21 protein-coding genes are annotated in these 19,701 nt (G+C 58.1%); 12 read left to right on the forward strand and 9 right to left on the reverse strand.

Annotated elements, in window-relative coordinates; translation table 11 throughout:
- Positions 1-2,040, forward strand: a complete 2,040-nt coding sequence (gene prc, locus CYR32_RS01820) for a carboxy terminal-processing peptidase (protein WP_101821947.1) — start codon at positions 1-3, stop codon at positions 2,038-2,040.
- 259 nt (positions 2,041-2,299) lie between these two features.
- Positions 2,300-3,181 (forward strand): protease HtpX, encoded by an 882-nt coding sequence (gene htpX, locus CYR32_RS01825; RefSeq protein ID WP_101821949.1) that lies wholly within the window; start codon positions 2,300-2,302, stop codon positions 3,179-3,181.
- Between the two features lie 82 nt (positions 3,182-3,263).
- Here htpX and CYR32_RS01830 read toward each other — a convergent pair whose 3' ends face one another.
- Entirely contained in the window at positions 3,264-4,640 is a 1,377-nt protein-coding gene (locus CYR32_RS01830) for an MFS transporter (RefSeq protein ID WP_101821951.1), read from the reverse strand.
- A 115-nt stretch (positions 4,641-4,755) separates the two neighbouring features.
- Positions 4,756-5,580: an HTH-type transcriptional activator RhaS gene (gene rhaS, locus CYR32_RS01835; protein WP_101821953.1), complete on the reverse strand. Its 825-nt coding sequence runs from the start codon at positions 5,578-5,580 to the stop codon at positions 4,756-4,758.
- A 279-nt stretch (positions 5,581-5,859) separates the two neighbouring features.
- Here rhaS and kdgR point away from each other — a divergent pair, with 279 nt between their 5' ends.
- Positions 5,860-6,651: a DNA-binding transcriptional regulator KdgR gene (kdgR, locus tag CYR32_RS01840; RefSeq protein WP_101821955.1), complete on the forward strand. Its 792-nt coding sequence runs from the start codon at positions 5,860-5,862 to the stop codon at positions 6,649-6,651.
- A gap of 73 nt (positions 6,652-6,724) precedes the next feature.
- Here the strand turns inward: kdgR and CYR32_RS01845 are convergent, their stop codons facing one another.
- The 4 genes from CYR32_RS01845 to kduI form a co-directional block, all read right to left on the reverse strand.
- Entirely contained in the window at positions 6,725-8,116 is a 1,392-nt protein-coding gene (locus CYR32_RS01845) for an L-cystine transporter (protein ID WP_101821957.1), read from the reverse strand.
- A gap of 192 nt (positions 8,117-8,308) precedes the next feature.
- The gene (locus tag CYR32_RS01850; protein ID WP_101821959.1) at positions 8,309-8,872 is read right to left on the reverse strand and encodes a metal-dependent hydrolase; all 564 of its coding nucleotides are present in this window, start codon (positions 8,870-8,872) and stop codon (positions 8,309-8,311) included.
- Between the two features lie 168 nt (positions 8,873-9,040).
- Complete coding sequence (gene kduD, locus CYR32_RS01855) at positions 9,041-9,802, reverse strand: 2-dehydro-3-deoxy-D-gluconate 5-dehydrogenase KduD (RefSeq protein WP_101821961.1); 762 nt, start codon at positions 9,800-9,802, stop codon at positions 9,041-9,043.
- Between the two features lie 63 nt (positions 9,803-9,865).
- Complete coding sequence (gene kduI, locus CYR32_RS01860; protein WP_101821963.1) at positions 9,866-10,702, reverse strand: 5-dehydro-4-deoxy-D-glucuronate isomerase; 837 nt, start codon at positions 10,700-10,702, stop codon at positions 9,866-9,868.
- A 77-nt stretch (positions 10,703-10,779) separates the two neighbouring features.
- Between kduI and CYR32_RS21610 the strand changes: the two genes are divergently transcribed.
- Both CYR32_RS21610 and CYR32_RS01865 read left to right on the forward strand, forming a co-directional pair.
- On the forward strand, positions 10,780-10,944 hold the full coding sequence (locus CYR32_RS21610; protein WP_165698164.1) for a hypothetical protein: 165 nt from the start codon (positions 10,780-10,782) through the stop codon (positions 10,942-10,944).
- Between the two features lie 45 nt (positions 10,945-10,989).
- Positions 10,990-11,322 (forward strand): cupin domain-containing protein, encoded by a 333-nt coding sequence (locus CYR32_RS01865; RefSeq protein WP_101821965.1) that lies wholly within the window; start codon positions 10,990-10,992, stop codon positions 11,320-11,322.
- Positions 11,323-11,390: 68 nt separating this feature from the next.
- Here the strand turns inward: CYR32_RS01865 and hxpB are convergent, their stop codons facing one another.
- Positions 11,391-12,056: a hexitol phosphatase HxpB gene (gene hxpB, locus CYR32_RS01870; RefSeq protein ID WP_101821967.1), complete on the reverse strand. Its 666-nt coding sequence runs from the start codon at positions 12,054-12,056 to the stop codon at positions 11,391-11,393.
- A gap of 185 nt (positions 12,057-12,241) precedes the next feature.
- On the opposite strand from hxpB, the gene CYR32_RS01875 reads away from it, so the two are divergent.
- Entirely contained in the window at positions 12,242-12,790 is a 549-nt protein-coding gene (locus CYR32_RS01875; RefSeq protein WP_101821969.1) for a YniB family protein, read from the forward strand.
- Between the two features lie 49 nt (positions 12,791-12,839).
- Here the strand turns inward: CYR32_RS01875 and CYR32_RS01880 are convergent, their stop codons facing one another.
- Positions 12,840-13,709 (reverse strand): fructosamine kinase family protein, encoded by an 870-nt coding sequence (locus CYR32_RS01880; RefSeq protein WP_101821971.1) that lies wholly within the window; start codon positions 13,707-13,709, stop codon positions 12,840-12,842.
- A gap of 182 nt (positions 13,710-13,891) precedes the next feature.
- The gene (gene ghoS, locus CYR32_RS01885) at positions 13,892-14,206 is read right to left on the reverse strand and encodes a type V toxin-antitoxin system endoribonuclease antitoxin GhoS (protein WP_101821972.1); all 315 of its coding nucleotides are present in this window, start codon (positions 14,204-14,206) and stop codon (positions 13,892-13,894) included.
- A 124-nt stretch (positions 14,207-14,330) separates the two neighbouring features.
- On the opposite strand from ghoS, the gene CYR32_RS01890 reads away from it, so the two are divergent.
- From CYR32_RS01890 to rplT, 6 genes are all read left to right on the forward strand, one after another.
- Positions 14,331-14,957 (forward strand): transglycosylase SLT domain-containing protein, encoded by a 627-nt coding sequence (locus CYR32_RS01890; protein ID WP_101822154.1) that lies wholly within the window; start codon positions 14,331-14,333, stop codon positions 14,955-14,957.
- Positions 14,958-15,120: 163 nt separating this feature from the next.
- Positions 15,121-16,191, forward strand: a complete 1,071-nt coding sequence (locus tag CYR32_RS01895) for an ABC transporter substrate-binding protein (protein ID WP_101822156.1) — start codon at positions 15,121-15,123, stop codon at positions 16,189-16,191.
- Between the two features lie 263 nt (positions 16,192-16,454).
- The gene (gene thrS / locus CYR32_RS01900) at positions 16,455-18,383 is read left to right on the forward strand and encodes a threonine--tRNA ligase (protein WP_101821974.1); all 1,929 of its coding nucleotides are present in this window, start codon (positions 16,455-16,457) and stop codon (positions 18,381-18,383) included.
- Between the two features lie 3 nt (positions 18,384-18,386).
- Complete coding sequence (gene infC, locus CYR32_RS01905; protein ID WP_072930963.1) at positions 18,387-18,938, forward strand: translation initiation factor IF-3; 552 nt, start codon at positions 18,387-18,389, stop codon at positions 18,936-18,938.
- Between the two features lie 96 nt (positions 18,939-19,034).
- Positions 19,035-19,232 (forward strand): 50S ribosomal protein L35, encoded by a 198-nt coding sequence (gene rpmI, locus CYR32_RS01910; RefSeq protein WP_101821976.1) that lies wholly within the window; start codon positions 19,035-19,037, stop codon positions 19,230-19,232.
- Positions 19,233-19,272: 40 nt separating this feature from the next.
- Positions 19,273-19,629: a 50S ribosomal protein L20 gene (rplT, locus tag CYR32_RS01915; protein WP_013576134.1), complete on the forward strand. Its 357-nt coding sequence runs from the start codon at positions 19,273-19,275 to the stop codon at positions 19,627-19,629.
- Positions 19,630-19,701 lie beyond the last annotated feature (72 nt).

Here is a 19,701-nt window from a genome sequence, read left to right on the forward strand (position 1 = left end):
ATGAACAAATTTGTCAGAGTTACCGCCATTGCGGCGGGCCTGTTTCTGGCGGGCGCAAGCTTCGCCAATGAGGCCCCCGTCACCCTTGAGACGCTGCCTCAGCTCCAGCAGGAGCCGCAGGACGCCACCGTCAGCGAACGTGTGACGGCGCGTTTCACCCGTTCCCATTACCGTCAGTTTGACCTTGATGAGAACTTCTCCGCAAAAATCTTCGATCGCTACCTCAATATGCTGGACTTCAACCACAACGTGTTGATGGCCGCCGATGTGGCGCAGTTTGCGGATAAAAAAACCAGCCTGGGCGAGGAGCTGAAAACCGGCAAGCTCGATACCGCCTATGCCCTGTTCAACCTGGCGCAGAAACGCCGGTTTGAACGCTTCCAATATGCGTTGACGGTGCTGGCCAGACCGATGGACTTTACCGGCAACGACACCATTGACCTTGACCGCAGCAAAGCGCCGTGGCCTAAGGACATCAATGAGCTGAACAGCCTGTGGGACGCCAAAGTCAAATATGACGAGCTGAACCTCAGGCTGACCGGCAAAGATGAGAAAGAGATCCGCGAGGTGCTCAGCAAACGCTACCACTTCGCCATCAAACGCCTGGCGCAGAGCAACAGCGAGGATGTGTTCCAGCTGATCATGAACGCCTTCGCGCATGAGATTGATCCGCACACCAACTACCTCTCCCCGCGCAACACCGAGCAGTTCAATACCGAGATGAGCCTCTCCCTGGAGGGGATCGGTGCGGTGCTGCAGCAGGATGATGACTACACCATGATTAACTCCATGGTGCCGGGCGGCCCGGCGGCGAAAAGCAAAAACATCACCGTGGGCGACCGCATCGTGGGCGTAGGCCAGAGCGGCAAACCGATGGTGGATGTGATTGGCTGGCGTCTGGATGATGTGGTCGCGCTGATCAAAGGGCCGAAGGGCAGTAAAGTGCGCCTGGAAGTGTTGCCGGCCGGGAAGGGCACCAAAACCCGTACCGTGACGCTGACGCGTGAGCGCATCCGTCTGGAAGACCGCGCCGTGAAGATGACGGTGAAAACCTTCGGCAAGCAGAAAGTGGCGGTGATGGATATCCCGGGCTTCTACGTGGGCCTGACGGATGACGTCAAAGTGCAGCTGCAGAAGATGGAAAAACAGCACGTCAACAGCCTGGTGATCGACCTGCGGACCAACGGCGGCGGCGCGCTGACCGAGGCGGTGTCGCTCTCCGGCCTGTTTATCCCGAGCGGCCCGGTGGTGCAGGTGCGGGACAACAACGGCAAGGTGCGTGAAGACAGCGACACTGACGGCGTGGTCTACTACAAAGGGCCGCTGGTGGTGCTGGTTGACCGCTTCAGCGCCTCGGCGTCTGAGATCTTTGCGGCCGCCATGCAGGATTACGGCCGTGCGCTGATTGTCGGTGAGCCGACCTTCGGTAAAGGCACCGTGCAGCAGTACCGCTCCCTGAACCGTATCTACGACCAGATGCTGCGCCCTGAGTGGCCGGCGCTGGGCTCGGTGCAGTACACCATCCAGAAGTTCTATCGCGTTAACGGTGGCAGTACCCAGCGTAAAGGGGTCACGCCGGATATCCTGATGCCGACCGGCGTCGAAGCGGCGGAAACCGGCGAGGCGTTCGAAGATAACGCCCTGCCGTGGGACAGCATTAATGCGGCTACCTACAGCAAAACCGGCGACATGAAACCCTTTGTGCCGGAACTGCTGAAAACGCATGCGGCCCGCATCGCCAACGATCCGGAGTTCCAGAGCATCGCGCAGGACATTGAGAAGTACAAGGCGACCAAAGATAAGCGTGACATCGTGTCACTCAATTTTGCCCAGCGCGAAAAAGAGAACCATGATGATGACGCCATCCGCCTGAACCGGATCAATGAACGTTTCAAACGCGAAGGCAAAAAGCCGCTGAAATCTCTCGACGATCTGCCGAAAGATTACCAGCAGCCGGACCCCTACCTGGATGAGACGGCGCACATCGCGCTGGATCTCTCCCAGGCGGAATCTACCGAGGGGAATGCGGCGGCGAAATAAGCGGCCCATCCTGAAAAAAGCGCACTCCGGTGCGCTTTTTTTATGCCTGCGGAAGGGGCCGGTGCGCACCTTTTAACCATCTGGCTGGCCTGTTTTGGTTAAGTCTCCTCACAATGCGAGACAGATCGCTGCATTTTGTAAAGTTTTGTGATTTTAGCAGCTTAAGCGCACCTATCCCTTGAAACCTCCCGCCAAGACCATACGATCACAAGGCAGGCATGTTGCCTGCATGAACTAACAATGAGGAAGTGACCATTTTATGATGCGTATAGCGTTATTCCTGCTGACCAACCTGGCGGTGATGGTGGTCTTCGGGCTGGTACTCAGCCTGACAGGGATCCAATCAAGCAGTGTCATGGGGTTAATGATCATGGCCGGGCTGTTTGGTTTTGGCGGCGCATTGGTTTCGCTGCTGATGTCCAAATGGATGGCGCTGCGTTCGGTCGGCGGCGAAGTGATTGAACAACCCCGTAATGCTACCGAGCGCTGGCTGCTCGACACCATCCGCGTGCAGTCACAGCAGGCGGGCATCGCCATGCCGCAGGTAGCGATCTACCACGCCGCGGACATCAACGCCTTTGCTACCGGTGCGCGCCGTGATGCGTCGCTGGTGGCGGTAAGTACCGGCCTGTTGCAGAACATGAGCCAGGCGGAAGCCGAAGCGGTGCTGGCCCATGAAATCAGCCACATCGCCAATGGCGATATGGTGACCATGACCCTGATCCAGGGGGTGGTGAACACCTTCGTGATCTTCATCTCGCGCCTGCTGGCGCAGGTGGCAGCCGGTTTCCTCGGCGGCAACCGGGAGGAAGAGGGCGGCAGCAACGGCAACCCGTTGATCTATTTTGCGGTCGCGACCGTGCTGGAGCTGGTGTTCGGTATTCTGGCCAGCATCATCACCATGTGGTTCTCGCGCCACCGTGAATTCCACGCTGACGCCGGTTCTGCGAAGCTGGTCGGGCGTGACAAGATGATCGCCGCCTTGCAGCGGCTGAAAACCAGCCACGAGCCGCAGGAAGCGGGCAGCCTGATGGCGTTCTGCATTAACGGTAAGAATAAATCACTCAGCGAGCTGTTTATGTCTCACCCGCCGCTGGATAAGCGCATTGAAGCGCTGCGCAGCGGCCAGTACCTGAACTGACCGTAACCGGATAATAAAAAGCCCCGCCAGTGTGCGGGGCTTTTTTTGCCTTCATTTTTAGGCCTTCAACAGGAGACCGGCGTTATGCGGCCGGGGCGCTCTGCTGGGTCATCCGTAGGAAGCTGACCACGGCACCGCCGGCGGCCAGCGTCCCGCCTAACAGCAGAGACGCGTGGGTGCCGCTTTGTGAAAACAGGTTAAACATCAGCGCCACCAGGGCTGCCCCGGTGGTCTGGCCCAGCAGGCGGGCGGTGCCGAGCATCCCGCTGGCACCGCCGCTGCGTTCACGCGGCGCGGCGCTGATAATGGTGTGGTTGTTAGGTGACTGGAACAGCCCGAACCCGGCACCGCACAGGATCATCCGCCAGATGATATCAACATCGCTGGGGTGGGAGGGCAGCAGCGCCAGGGCATAGAGGCCGCAGGCGAACACCAGCAGGCCGATGCCGCCCAGCAGCCCGGCGTGATAGCGCTCCACCAGCCTGCCGGCAATCGGTGCCATGACCATCGTCGCCAGCGGCCACGGCGTCAGCAGCAGGCCGGTTTCCACCTCACTGCGCCCCAGCACGGTTTGCAGGAAGAACGGCAGGGAGACAAAAGCCAGCATCTGCGCGCTGAACGAGCAGATCGAGGTGCCGATGGAAAGCGAAAAGATCGGGATACGCAGCAGGTCAACCGGCAGCAGCGGGAAGGGCTGATTCAGCTGGCGGCGGACAAACACCACACCCACAATCAGCAGCGCCAGCAGTTCGCCCAGCGTCAGCAGCAGGCTCTGCCCCTGTGCAAAGCCGCTCAGGGCGGTAATCAACAAACCGAAGGTCAGCGCGTTCAGCACGCCGCTCAGCAGATCAAACCGCTGTCCTGTACGGCGGCTGGGGTTGGCAGGCAGGAATTTCATGCCGAGCGCCAGCGCCACCAGGCCGATCGGCAGGTTAATGGCAAACAGCCAGGGCCAGTCAGCAAAGGAGAGGATGGCGGAGGCCACGGTCGGCCCGGCCGCCGACGAGACGGCCACAATCAGCGCATTGATGCCCATGCCGCGCCCCAGATAGCGCTGCGGGTAGATGATGCGCACCAGCGCGGTATTCACGCTCATGATCGCCGCCGCACCAAACCCCTGTAAGACGCGGGCGATGGTCAGGGTCGTCAGTGAGTCGGCCAGCGCGCACAGCACGGAGGTGATGCTGAATACCAGCAGCCCCGCCTGGTAAACGCGGCGGTAGCCCAGAATATCCCCCAATGAGGAGAGCGAGAGCAGGGAGATGGTAATCGCCAGCTGGTACGCATTCACAATCCAGATCGAGGACGCCGGGCTGGCGTTCAGATCCCGGGCGATGGTCGGTAAGGCCACGTTGGCAATCGCGCCATCCAGCACAGAGACAATAATACCCAGGGCGATGGCCAGGATCGCGCCATAACGCTGGGGGACGGGCAAGCCGTCAGCAGGGGTTGCGGTCATGAAAACAGTCTGATAGTAAACAGGTGATGCCTGAAATATTAACACGCTAACTATTTAAGCGCGGCCTTTCCGGCGGGTGGTCACTCTTTTTTTTAAGCAACCTCTGCCGTTCTGGTCAGTTATAGTGCAGGGATTTACGCAACTGGCTGGGGCTGACGCCGAACGCTTTTTTAAACGAGGTCGAGAAGTTGTTGCTGTCGCTGAAACCGCAGGCAAAGGCGATCTCCGTCAGCGTGTCATCGGTGGATTGGATCTGGTATTTCGCCCGGTTAAGCCGCAGGGTGTTCAGGTATTTTTGCGGGGTCTGCCCGGTGTGGCTGAGGAACTGGCGATGCAGGGTGCGTGGCGTGATGTAAAAGCGATCGGCCAGGGCCTCCCAGTTAATCTCATCCTGCGGGTTCTGTTGCAGATAGAGCAGGATCTGTTGCAGTTTATCCTGATTGGAGCCGGTGTGGGTGATGCGGTAGCGCCCCTGGCGCAGCAGCATCAGGATGCGCAGAAACAGCGTCTCCTGTCGGCACTGTTCAATCAGCGGCTCCTGCTCCACCTGAAGTTTCATCTCATCCAGCAGGCTTTTCAGCGATTTTTTCAGCGCCGGGCTGATGCTCCAGACGCAGCCGTCATCCGGCGAGGGCAGCAGGTGGCTGAAGTTTTTAATAAAGGTAAACGAGGCGTTGGGCCGGTAGAGGATATTGACCAGCCGCAGATCGTCGACCTGCTCAAACAGGTGGCGATCGGCCGCATTGATGTAAAAACACATGCCGCAATTAATGGTGTAGGGGAAATCATTCAGAACGTGTAACCCGCTGCCGCCATCCACAATAAAGATTTCATTGAAGTCGTGGGTATGCTCAGGAAACGGCTCCTGCGGCTCACGGAATGCCAGGGCCACGGCATCCTCCTGGCGCGGGAAAAAATCATAGCTGCGCAAGGTATACATGGGTCTCTCACTCTGGCGGGGCAACAAGGAGCAGTGCCCGTAATGGGGGGGATAAATTCAATTAAAACGTATAAATAAAAAAAATAAACCCGCGTTTCATTAAATTGTGACGGCGGTGAGATATTTTCGACTTGCTTGCAAGAAAGGGTGAAAGGCGGGCAAAAGTGCCGTAGATTGCTAACCAGGCGTTATTTCTCTTATACTGAATTACTGTTCTGATTTTTTTGAAACTCATTGATCCGGGCGGCCCGCACGGGCCCCGGAGAAGGTAAGGCAACCATGGCTATTGCAGATTTTGATAAACAACCGGACTCCGTCTCCTCTGTGCTGAAGGTGTTCGGCATCCTTCAGGCGCTGGGCGAAGAGCGGGAAATTGGGATCACGGAACTCTCCCAGCGGGTGATGATGTCGAAAAGCACCGTCTATCGCTTTCTGCAAACCATGAAGTCGCTGGGCTACGTGGCGCAGGAGGGGGAGTCGGAAAAATACTCGCTGACGCTGAAGCTGTTTGAGCTGGGGGCCAAGGCGTTGCAGAACGTTGACCTGATCCGCAGCGCAGACATCGAAATGCGTGAGCTGTCGAAACTGACCCGTGAGACGATTCACCTCGGCGCGCTGGATGAAGACAGCATCGTCTACATCCATAAAATTGACTCGATGTATAACCTGCGCATGTATTCGCGCATCGGCCGCCGTAACCCGCTGCACAGCACTGCCATCGGCAAAGTGCTGCTGGCGTGGCGCGACCGCAAAGACGTGGCGGAGATTCTCAAAGAGGTGGAGTTTACCCGCAGTACCACGCGCACGGTCGGCAGTGCGGAGGAGCTGATGCCGGTGCTCGACTTGGTGCGCGAGCAGGGCTACGGCGAAGACAACGAAGAGCAGGAAGAGGGGCTGCGCTGCCTGGCGGTGCCGGTGTTCGACCGCTTCGGGGTGGTGATTGCCGGCCTGAGTATGTCTTTCCCGACCATCCGCTTCTCCGAAGAGGCCAAAGTGGATTATGTGGCGATGCTGCACACCGCGGCCCGCAATATCTCGGAGCAGATGGGCTACCACGACTACCCGTTCTGACCCGCTCTGTTGGGCATAAAAAAACCGGCGCTTATCGCGCCGGTTTTTTTGGGAACGCCGTGGGGCGGCAGGCTTAGCGGTGCGCCAGTTCTGCGGTCTCGTCGGCATTCATCAGGGTTTTGTCCGTCTGGCGCATCAGCTGGCTGGTGACTGTCCCGGCGGTCATTGAGCCGCTGACGTTCAGGGCGGTACGCCCCATGTCGATCAGCGGTTCCACGGAGATCAGCAGCGCCACCAGGGTCACCGGCAGGCCCATCGCCGGCAACACAATCAGCGCGGCAAAGGTCGCGCCACCGCCCACACCCGCCACACCGGCAGAGCTGAGGGTCACGATGCCCACCAGGGTCGCAATCCAGACCGGATCAAACGGGTTGATGCCCACGGTCGGGGCCACCATCACCGCCAGCATGGTCGGGTAGAGGCCCGCACAGCCGTTCTGCCCGATAGTCGCGCCAAAGGAGGCGGAGAAGCTGGCGATCGATTCCGGGATGCCCAGGCGACGGGTTTGCGCTTCCACGCTCAGCGGGATAGTTGCAGCGCTGGAGCGGCTGGTAAAGGCGAAGGTCAGCACCGGCCAGACTTTGCGGAAGAAGCGGCCCGGGTTGACGCCGACGCCGGCCAGGAACAGGGCGTGGACCACAAACATGATGCCCAAACCGAGGTAAGAGGCGACCACGAAGCTGCCGAGCTTGATGATGTCCTGCAGGTTGGAACCGGCCACCACTTTGGTCATCAGCGCCAGTACGCCGTACGGGGTGAGTTTCATCACCAGGCGCACCAGCTTCATCACCCAGGATTGCAGGGTGTCGATGGCCACCAGCACACGCTCGCCTTTGGCTTTGTCATCCTTCAGCAGTTGCAGTGCCGCCACACCCAGGAACGCCGCGAAGATCACCACGCTGATGATCGAGGTCGGGCTGGCGCCGGTGAGTTCGGCAAACGGGTTTTTCGGCACGAAAGAGAGCAGCAACTGCGGAACGGTGAGGTCCGCCACCTTACCGGCATAGTTGGTCTGCAAAGCGGCCAGACGGGCCGTCTCCTGCGCGCCCTGTACCAGGCCGTCCGCCGTCAGGTGGAACAGCCAGGTCACCAGCACGCCGACCAGCGCCGCAATCATGGTAGTCACCAGCAGGGTGCCGATGGTGAGCACGCTGATTTTCCCCAGCGAGGAGGCATTATGCAGCTTCGCTACCGCACTCAGGATAGAGGCAAACACCAGCGGCATCACGATCATCTGCAGCAGCTGCACATAACCATTACCGACGATGTTAAACCAGCTGATCGAGGTCTTCAGCGTGTCGCTGTCTGAGCCGTAAACAGCCTGCAGGCCCAGGCCAAACAGCACGCCCAGTACCAGCCCCACTAATACTTTTTTTGCCAGGCTCCACGGCTTATGGCGGGTTTGCGCCAGCAGCCACAGGAGGGCAACGAAGACCACTACGTTAATCACGAGCGGAAGATTCATACCCAACTCTCCAGAAGTTATCCAATTTATAGTGCATTGTGCCGGGGCGTCCGCTTTTTCAGACGGTTTCCCCTGACTTTTGCTTGCGCATAGGGTAACAGGCCGCAATAGAGGCGCTTATAACCAGATCTTATGGCTTATAACTTTTCCTGCAATTCAGGGTGCTATTTGAGCAAGATGGCGATAAGGCGCTCAGATCGAGGTAATGTTCTTCAGGAACTGGCCGATGTTCTGGAGGTGGAGGGTGTCGATAAAGCCCGGCCCCTGCTGCCACCACACCGCCAGCCCGACCAGCACCAGGCAGAGCGTGCGCTCTAACTGGTTGCCTCTCTGGCTGTTGAGGATTGGCAGGCGGAAGCGCCAGCGGCAGGGCCACAGCAGCGGGACGCCCGCCGGGGTGAGCATATCTGCCATGATGTGGCTCAGATAGCCGACGATCATCGCATGCAGTACATCCAGGGGAATGCCCCAGTCAGCGGGCACCTGAGAGCGGAACAGGAAGATGCCGCCGGCGACGGCCAGCAGGCTGTGGGTAAAGCCCCGGTGGCCGCAAAGGCGCGAAATGGGCAAGGAGAGCCATTTCAGCCGCTGGCCCAGCAGAGAGTTGGGGTGGTCAATATCCGGCAGCAGTGAGGTCACCAGCGCACCGGGAATAATATGCCACCAGTCACCCTGTGCCAGTTCAGGGGAAAGCTCTGCCTTTTTGGCAAAAATGGCACAGGCAACAGAAAAAATGAGATGCCCTTCGGCAGTCATACGACAATCCTGACTGAAAAACTGGTAATTTATCCAGTATAAAACATATTGTTGCAGCGCGGAAGCCGTTACCCTGTAACTATTTGCAAGCAGGCGACGCCGGAGAGGGGAAGGTAAAAACAATAAAAAAACGCGGCCGGGGCCGCGTTGTCGTGATGCGCAGAGACGTTACCGTGCCAGCCAGCCGCCGTCAACCGCCAGCGTATAGCCATTAACATAATCGGACGCGGCTGACGCGAGGAACACCACCGGCCCCATCATGTCTTCCGGTGCGCCCCAGCGGCCGGCCGGGATGCGGTCCAGAATCTCTTTGCTGCGGTCTTCGTCGTCACGCAACTGCCGGGTATTGTTGGTGGCCATATAGCCCGGCGCGATGGCATTGACGTTAATCCGGTGCCTGGCCCACTCGTTGGCCAGCAGCCGGGTAACGCCCATCACCGCGCTTTTGGAAGCGGTGTACGAGGGTACGCGGATACCGCCCTGGAATGAGAGCATAGAGGCGATGTTAATGATCTTCCCGCCGGTGCTCTGTTTGATAAACTGCCGCGCCACCGCCTGAGACAGGAAAAACAGGGTTTTGATATTGACGTTCATCACGTCGTCCCAGTCCTGCTCGGTAAAGGCCAGCGCATCCTCCCGGCGGATGATGCCGGCATTGTTGACCAGAATATCGATTTTGCCGAAGCCGCTAATCGCCTGCTCCACCACGGACGGAATCACGTCTGTGCGGCTCAGGTCAGCTTTTACCGTCAGGAAGCGCCGTCCCAGCGCCTCGACCGCCTGACGGGTCTCGTCCGGGTCCGACATGTTGACGCCGACGATGTCGCAGCCCGCCTGGGCCAGGCCGATCGCCATTCCCTGGCCCAGGCCGGTGTTGCAGCCGGTGACCAGGGCCACTTTCTCTTTCAGTTCAAACGCGTTCAGCATCATCTCTCGCTTCTCTTGGTCGCAGCCGGATGGGCGCGGGTTATGCCGTCAGCGGCAGGGGGCCGGTCAGCGCAGGTCGGCCACGGCCACGTGGTCCATATCATCAAATACCTGGTTTTCACCGATCATGCCCCAGATAAAGGTATAGCGCTTGGTGCCGACCCCGGCATGGATCGACCAGCTCGGCGAGATCACCGCCTGCTCGTTGTGCACCAGCAGATGGCGGGTCTCCTGCGGCTCGCCCATCATATGGAAGACGGCGGTGTCCTCATCCATATCGAAATAGAAGTAGACCTCCATGCGGCGCTCATGGGTATGGCACGGCATGGTGTTCCACTGGTTGCCGTCAGCCAGTTTGGTCAGCCCCATGGTGAGCTGGCAGGTCGGCAGCACGTCCGGCACGATAAATTTATTGATGGTGCGGCGGTTACTGGTGGCGTCATCGCCCAGCGTCTGCGGGGAGGCCTCCGCCATCGTGATTTTGCGGGTCGGGAAGGTGGTGTGGGCCGGGGCGCTGTTGTAGTAGAACTTGGCCGGGCGCGCGGCGTCAACGCTGCTGAAGACCACCTCCTGCGCCCCTTTGCCGACGTAAAGCGCCTCTTCAGTGCCGACTTCAAAGGTGTCGCCGTCCACCACGATCAGGCCCGGCCCGCCGATGTTAATGACCCCCAGCTCGCGGCGTTCAAGGAAATAGCTGACGCCCAGCTGCTTACCCACTTCACCGCCAATCGACACGCTGTTCTGCACCGGCTTGATGCCGCCGATGATGATGCGGTCGATATGGCTGTAGGTCATGGTGTAGGTGTCATCTTCGAAGATCTTCTCGATCAGGAATTCCCGGCGTAACCCGGCGGTGTCGAGGTGTTTGGCGTGTTCGCTGTGAATGCTTTGACGGACTTGCATGTCAGTGCCTCTTGAGGGAGTGGCGGAGCGGGCGAAGGCCCGTAGGAGGGAATGCACCGGGCAAAGAGGTGGGCCGCGTGGCAGCGCCAGCCCGCCTCTTTGGAGTATGCCCGGTTCATCCTCGTTCTGAAAAAAGCATAGTGCCTGCGAGATATGAATTCAATAAATATGAAATGACGTTTTATTTATTTTTTGAAGGGCGTCATGCTTTTGCTATTTTTGCGCTGACGGCACGCGGCTAGCCCGTAGTATGGGGCGCTGTAACCCCTTAGCGACAGGAGCAAGCAATGAACACCTTCTTTTTCGATCAGGAGACCCCGTGGGACGATCTGGGGCAGGGCATTAAGCGCAAAGTGATGACCTGGAGCGATGAACTGATGATGGTGGCGGTACATTTTGAAAAAGGGGCGATCGGCACGCCACATCAGCACGATATCCATGATCAGATCGCCTACGTTGCCGCAGGCAGCTTTGAAGTGGAGATCGAGGGGGTAAAAAAGGTGCTGAAAACCGGTGACGCCTACCGGGCGGTGAAGCATGAGATGCATGGCGTGGTCGCCCTGGAGGCGGGCAGCATCCTGATTGATACCTTCTCGCCGAAGCGGGATGATTTTCTTTAGCAGAAAACAGCGGCCGGGCAGCGGTTCCCGCCCGGCCGCGTATCAGGCGATTGTGCCGGAGAAGCGGGTCAGGCGAGATGCTCAGCGCGCAGATCCGCCAGCGATGCCAGTTTCACTTCCGCCAGCGCCCAGCGCGGGTCGTCACGGTTCTCTGCGGCCGGCACCACAATCGACCGCATCCGGGCCGCTTTGGTGGCGACCATGCCGTTAACGGAGTCCTCCAGGGTCACGCAGTTCAGGGGGTCTACCCCCAATTGCGCTGCCGCCAGCAGGTAAACTTCCGGGTGCGGTTTGCTGTAGGCCAGGGGCTGTGCCGATACCCGTACCGGGAAAAAGTCCTCCAGCCCGAACATCGCCAGCACCTTATCCAGCATATAGCGCGGTGACGCCGAGGCGAGGCCGATCTTCAGCCCCTGTTCCCGGCAGAGTTCCAGCGCATGGCTGACGCCGGGCAGCAATGGGCGGTGCTGCTCTACCAGCGCAATGGCGCGGGCGATGACCCTTTCCGTGACCTCCGCCCGGCTGGGCCCCTGCCACGGCATCGCCTGATACCACATCTCGACCACCTGATCGATGCGCAGCCCCAGCGTGTCCGGCAGGGCGTCCCGCTGGCTGAGATCCAGCCCCAGGCTGCCGAAGATATCCAGCTCCGCCTGGGTCCATAGCGGTTCTGAATCAATCAACAAACCATCCATATCAAAAATTGCTGCATGTATCGGTCGGACATAGGCCATGCGCAGACGCTCCTTAAAACCGGGAAAGGGAAGGTGACTGCCACCACTTTAGCACTGCCCGCCCCAGGCTGAATATGCTTTGTTCACATCGCGCGGCAACCCGGCTAAATGATTAAAAGTTTGGGCGCTTTTTACATCTGTAGGTACACTTGCTGACAGGAAAGACGTCTTTACAAGGGGAATACATGACGTATCAACAGGCTGGGCGCGTTGCCGTGCTCAAACGGGTAGCAGGCTGGGTGGTATTTATTCCGGCCCTGCTGTCGACAATGGTATCGCTGCTGAACTTTATCTACAGCCAGAGCAAGCAGACTCAGGGCATCAATGCCGTCATGCTGGATTTCCTGCATGTCATGATCGATATGGTCCGCTTCAATACCCCGTTCCTGAACGTTTTCTGGCATAACTCGCCGGTGCCCGTGCTGGGGCAGGGGCTGAGCGGGGCGAACCTGATGTTCGCCATCATCTATATCCTGATCTTTGTGGGGCTGGCGCTGCAGGCCTCCGGCGCGCGTATGTCGCGGCAGGTTCGCCATATCCGCGAAGGGGTGGAGGACCAGATGATTCTGGAACAGGCGCGCGGCAGTGAAGGGCGCTCGCGGGCGCAGGTGGAAGAGCGGATCGTTCTGCCGCGCCACACGATCTTTTTACAGATTTTCCCACTCTATATCCTGCCGGTGGTGATCGCGGTTATCGCCTGGCTGATGCTGAAGTTGCTGGGGCTTATCGCCTGAGGCAACAGAAGCCTGAAACAACCCGGTGCTGCCGGGTTTTTTTATGCGTTCAGAACGGCTCCGGGTGCAGCAGCTGGTCTACGGCGCGTTGGGCCGCCACCAGGTGCTGACCGCCGAACAGGTTACTGCGGTTAAGCAGATAGTAGAGCTGGTAGAGCGGCTGGCGGGTGGGGAAGTCCTCCGGCAGCGGCCAGATGCTCTGGTAGCCGTCATAAAGCTGGGCAGGCAGGTCAGGGTAACGCGGCAGCATTGCCAGGTCACACTCGCGGTCACCCCAGTAGCAGGCCGGGTCAAACAGTACCGGGCCGTGGGGGCCGAGGGCGCAGTTCCCCGGCCAGAGATCGCCGTGCAGCAGGGAAGGCTGGGGCTGGTGGTTATGCAGCCGCTGTTTCACCAGATCGATAATCTCTTCCATATTGCCGAATACCATGCCCTTTTCCGCCGCCAGCTGGAGCTGCCAGCCGATGCGCTGCTCGGCAAAAAAGGTACTCCAGCGCCGCTGCCAGCTGTTGGGCTGCGGCAGGGTCGCCAGGTCGTTATCGAAGTCCAGCCCGAACTGCAGCTGCTCACTCCACTGATGCAGCGCCGCCAGCTGCTGGCCCAGCCGGTAGGCGGCCTGCTCATCCAGCGGCCGCAGAGGGATATACTCCAGCAGCAGGAAGCTGTCGTCCCGGTCGCTGCCCACGCCATAGACCTGCGGCACCTGCACCGTTTTGCTGCGCGCCAGCAGTTCGAGCTGGTCCGCTTCGGCGGTGAACATCATCAGCAGCTCACGCTGGTCAGCTTTGACGAACACCTGATGCTCGCCGTAGCTGACCCGCCAGGCCGGGTGGATCTCTCCGCCGGGCAGCTCGACACGCTCGCGTATCTCCGCGGCCCCCAGGTGATCATTCAACAGACGACTAATGGCTTGCCACATGGTAGTACCCTCCGTCCGGCCGGTGATTCATCAGCGCCGCCGGGGCACTGATAAAAAACGATCTGGCGCACAGGCAGACGCCGGAAGGGCGCTGCCGGGGCAGCTTGCCCTAGGAAGTATATACGCGATTGATAGTACGCCTGAAAAAAGCGCAAAATTTGTGCAATCCGCCACACCGGGGATCACGCTTTCGGCGACAATTTCACCTGTTCAATCTGCCGGAGGTAGTCGTCCAGCGTGGTCAATGTCACCTCCGGCGTCTGGCCCAGCGCCGTTTCACCCAGGCGCGTCGCCAGCTCAATGACATCCTCTTTGCTGTGCAGGCTGCTGACGCCGTAGCTGTTGGTACCCAGCTCATGCAGCACGCCGTCACCACTGGTCAGCGAGGTGGTAAACCCGGCCAGCGTCAGCTGATTGGTGAGTTTTGCCAGGTCCGCCAGCCCCTGCTCCTGGTAGCGGAAGGTGACCACATAGGGGTCAGAATGTGACAGCGCCATAATTCACCTCATTGTTTATTGGGATATTATTCAGAATAGTTCAATATTCTTATTCAGGTAGCGCCGCGGAGTGGGTATCCTGACGCCGGCTGAATTTACTAACGCAGTGGAAAAGGGAATGTGCGTGAACCGAAAACTGAGCTATTTGCTGGCAGTGCTGCTGCTGGCGGGGTGTGCCGGCGAAAAGAAAGAGCACCAGACCCGCGGTAACGTCTTTACCGGCACCAATATGAATGCCCTGGCCTACAATCAGACGATTCACCAGGCCGCACGGCGCTACGGGGTGGATGAAACGCTGGTCAAAGCGATTATCCAGGTGGAATCCGGCTTCAACCCGGATGTGGTCAGCCACTCCAATGCCATCGGGCTGATGCAGCTGAAAGCGTCCACCGCCGGGCGGGACGCCTACCAGCTTCAGGGGCGGCGCGGGCAGCCGAGCAGCCGCGAGCTGAAAGATCCTGAGACCAATATCGAGCTGGGCACGGCTTACCTCAGTATGCTCCAGCGGCAACTGGCCGGGATCGACGACCCGCTGACGCTGCGTTATGCCGTCACGGTCGCTTATGTAAACGGGGCCGGGGCGCTGCTGCGCACCTTCTCGCCGGATCGCAAGCAGGCGGTGCGCGCCATTAACCGGCTCTCGCCCAACGCCTTTTATGCCCACATCCAGGCGAACCATCCCGCCCCGCAGGCACCGCGCTACCTCTGGAAGGTCAATAACGCCTATCAGTCCCTGTTGCCGGAGGCGTGATGACCCGCAGGTGAGAGGGAAAAGGGAACCGGCAAATGTGCATGATTGATAATGTAATCAATTCTCATTACTATCCCTGCACATTTTTTTACAGGAGTTTCCCGTGCCGCGTTCCCGTTCCCTGCTGTCTGCCGTTGTGGCCTTCTGCTGTGCCGCCCCGGCGATGGCATCAACTTATCCCCTTACCCTGACTGACACTGCCGGTCAGGCCGTTACCCTGAAACAGGAGCCAAAACGCATTATTGTGCAGGATGGCCGTGACATCCTGACGCTGGCCCTGCTTGACCGGCAAGACCCGTTTGCCCGCGTGGTGGCCTGGAATAACCTGCTGAAAAAGAGTGACGGTGCGACCTGGGAACTCCTCGACAAGAAATGGCCGGAAGCGAAAAAAATCCTGGATATGGGCTTCAGTGATAAAGGCGAGGTCAACCTGGAGAGCGTGATTGCCGAACGCCCGGATCTGATGGTGGCGCAGTTGCGCGCCAAACCCTCCCTGACCGAAACCGGTGTGCTGGAAAAAATGAAAGCGCTGAACGTGCCGGTGCTGTTTATCGACACCATGCTGAAACCGGTAGAGGACACGCCGAAAAGCGTCACCCTGCTGGGTGAGGCGCTGAACCGCGAGCAGGAAGCCAAAGCCTACACGGACTTTTATCAGCAGCACTATCAGGCGGTGCTGGATAAGGTGAAAAGCGTGAACCCTAAACCCCTGGTGTTTATCGAAGCCAAAGCCGGGCTGGGCGGGCTGGACGCCTGCTGCTTTACCCATGCGCATGTCGGGTGGGGCGCGCTGGTAGAAGCGGTGGGCGCGCGTAACATCGGCTCCTCGCTGCTGCCGGGAGCCACCGGCGACATTTCACTGGAGAAGGTGATCAGCCTGAAGCCAGATGTCTATATCGTTTCCGGCTCCCAGTGGGCGAGTAAAAATAATGCCGCGGTGCCGTTCGGTTACAACGTCACGCAGCCGCAGGTGGATGCCGCGTTCAATACCATGAAAAAGCGCCCGGGCTTCAGCGAAGTGGCGGCCATCCGCAACCAGCGCTTCTACGGCATCTACCACAACTTCTATAACCACCCATATAACATCGTCGGGCTGGAGTTCCTGGCGAAGTTTATCTATCCGCAGCAGTTCCCGGACCTCGACCCGAACCAGACCTGGCAGACGATCCTGAGCCGTTTCACCACGCTGCCGGCAGGCACCGGGGTGCTGGCTTCACCCGCCCCAGCCCATTGAGCCGCGGCCCGGCCCGGTGAAAAGCGTGCCGGGCCGGATTCTTGCTCAGAGAAATCCGAAGAAAGAGGTTGGAATCCCTAAATTATTTAGTGTTACTATCCGCAGGCTGTCTGCCGCCTGGCGGGCCGCCAAACTTGTTGCCCGTATGGATGGAAATGTAACAATTGTGGGTTAGATTTTTATCCATTACGTTGAAAATACACTCAAATTTATTACTGCATGTGAACTGTCGTGTGGTTCACCACTGTAGATAAGGAATTATCATGCCTGTTATTACTCTTCCTGATGGAAGCCAGCGTCATTATGACCGCGCCGTATCCCCGATGGATGTCGCCCTGGACATCGGCCCCGGCCTGGCAAAAGCCTGCATCGCCGGCCGTGTGAATGGGGAGCTGGTAGACGCCGTCGACCTGATCGACACTGACGCCCAGCTCGCCATTATCACCGCCAAAGATCCGGAAGGCCTGGAGATCCTGCGCCACTCCTGCGCGCACCTGCTGGGCCATGCCATCAAACAGCTCTGGCCGGACACCAAAATGGCGATCGGCCCGGTGATCGATAACGGCTTCTATTACGATGTCGACATCGACCGCACGCTGACGCAGGAAGATCTGGATCTGCTCGAAAAGCGTATGCATGAGCTGGCGGACAAAGATTACGACGTCATCAAGAAGAAAGTGAGCTGGCAGGAGGCGCGTGACACCTTCGCCGCCCGTGGTGAGACCTATAAAATGGCGATCCTGGATGAGAACATCAGCCATGATGACCGCCCGGGCCTTTACCATCACGAAGAGTACGTGGACATGTGCCGCGGCCCGCACGTGCCGAACATGCGCTTCTGCCACCACTTCAAGCTGCAGAAGACCTCCGGCGCGTACTGGCGTGGCGACAGCAACAACAAGATGCTGCAACGTATCTACGGCACCGCCTGGGCAGACAAGAAACAGCTGAATGCCTACCTGCAGCGCCTGGAAGAGGCGGCCAAGCGCGACCACCGCCGCATCGGCAAGCAGCTCGACCTCTACCACATGCAGGAAGAGGCACCGGGGATGGTGTTCTGGCACAATGACGGCTGGACAATCTTCCGTGAGCTGGAAGCCTTTGTGCGCATGAAACTCAAGGCCTACCAGTACCAGGAAGTCAAAGGCCCGTTCATGATGGACCGTGTGCTGTGGGAAAAAACCGGCCACTGGGACAACTACAAAGAGGCGATGTTTACCACCTCGTCCGAAAACCGTGAATATTGCATCAAGCCGATGAACTGCCCGGGCCACGTGCAGATCTTCAACCAGGGGCTGAAATCTTACCGCGACCTGCCGCTGCGTATGGCGGAGTTCGGCAGCTGCCACCGCAACGAGCCGTCCGGTGCGCTGCACGGCCTGATGCGCGTACGCGGCTTCACCCAGGATGACGCGCATATCTTCTGTACAGAAGATCAGGTGCGTGACGAGGTGAACGCCTGCATCAAGATGGTGTACGACATGTACAGCACCTTTGGTTTTGAAAAAATTGTGGTAAAATTGTCCACCCGCCCGGAAAAACGCATCGGTTCTGATGAGATGTGGACCCGCGCTGAAGAGGACCTCGCCGCTGCCCTGACTGAAAACGGGATCCCGTTTGAATATCAGCCGGGTGAGGGCGCCTTCTACGGCCCGAAAATTGAATTTACCCTGCATGATTGTTTGGATCGCGCGTGGCAGTGTGGTACCGTGCAGCTCGACTTTTCTCTGCCGGGCCGTTTAAGCGCCTCTTATGTCGGCGAGAATAACGACCGCCAGGTCCCGGTCATGATTCACCGCGCTATCCTTGGGTCAATGGAGCGTTTCATCGGTATTCTGACCGAAGAGTACGCCGGCTTCTTCCCAACCTGGCTTGCGCCGGTGCAGGTTGTGGTGATGAACATCACCGACAGCCAGGCAGAGTACGTCCATGAAGTGACCAAAAAATTGCAGGAAGTCGGCATTCGTGTGAAAGCGGACTTGAGAAACGAGAAGATAGGCTTTAAAATTCGTGAACACACGCTGCGTCGTGTTCCCTACATGCTGGTTTGCGGTGATAAAGAGGTGGAAACAGGCAAAGTGGCCGTTCGCACCCGCCGTGGTAAAGACCTGGGGAGCCTGGACGTCAGCGAAGTCGTAGACAAACTGCTCAGCGAGATACGCAGCAGAAGTCTTCATCAACTGGAGGAATAAAGTATTAAAGGCGGAAAAAGAGTTCAACCGGCGCGTCCGAATCGCATTAACAGAGAAATTCGCGCCCAAGAAGTGCGCCTTACAGGCGTCGATGGCGAGCAGATTGGTATTGTCAGTCTGAATGAAGCTCTTGAGAAAGCTGAGGAAGCAGGCGTTGATTTAGTCGAAATCAGCCCCAATGCCGAACCGCCGGTATGCCGCGTGATGGATTACGGCAAATTCCTCTACGAGAAGAGCAAGTCCACAAAAGAACAGAAGAAAAAACAAAAAGTTATTCAGGTCAAGGAAATCAAATTCCGGCCTGGTACCGATGATGGCGACTATCAGGTCAAACTGCGCAACCTGGTTCGCTTTCTGGAAGATGGCGATAAAGCCAAAATCACCCTGCGTTTCCGTGGGCGTGAAATGGCGCACCAACAGATCGGTATGGAAGTGCTTAACCGCGTCCGTAAAGACCTGTGTGAAGATTCTGATCTGGCCGTTGTCGAATCCTTCCCTACGAAGATCGAAGGCCGTCAGATGATTATGGTGCTCGCACCTAAGAAGAAACAGTAAGGCTTCCAAGTAATCAATCCCGCGCTGCGTCCGCGTAGCGTGGGATTTTTTCGCCTTCTGGTTCGTTGTAATTAACAATGCGAAGTGGAAATTAAAATGCCAAAGATCAAAACCGTACGTGGCGCCGCTAAACGCTTTAAAAAGACCGCCAACGGTGGTTTCAAGCGTAAGCACGCTAACCTGCGTCATATTCTGACCAAAAAAGCTACTAAGCGTAAACGTCATCTGCGTCCTAAAGGCATGGTATCCAAGAGTGATCTGGTCCTTGTCGTCGCATGTCTGCCGTACGCATAATTACACTTTTTTTAATCAAGAATAATACTCAGGAGAGCATATGGCTCGCGTAAAACGTGGTGTGATTGCACGTGCACGTCACAAAAAAATCTTAAAACAGGCGAAAGGCTACTACGGTGCCCGTTCTCGCGTATACCGTGTTGCATTCCAGGCTGTTATCAAAGCTGGTCAATACGCTTACCGTGACCGTCGTCAAAAGAAACGTCAGTTCCGTCAACTGTGGATTGCGCGTATCAACGCCGCAGCCCGTCAGAACGACATGTCTTACAGCAAATTCATTAACGGCCTGAAAAAAGCCTCTATTGAAATCGACCGTAAGATTCTGGCTGACATCGCCGTCTTCGACAAAGTGGCCTTCAGCGCACTGGTTGAGAAAGCGAAAGCAGCACTGGCGTAAGTCAGTTAAAAGAGGGAGCTTGCTCCCTCTTTTACGTTGTAATTCAAAGAGAACGTTTGACTTTTTGCCCCG

It is taken from the genome of Chimaeribacter coloradensis, from assembly GCF_002858715.1.
Lineage (GTDB): Bacteria > Pseudomonadota > Gammaproteobacteria > Enterobacterales > Enterobacteriaceae > Chimaeribacter > Chimaeribacter coloradensis.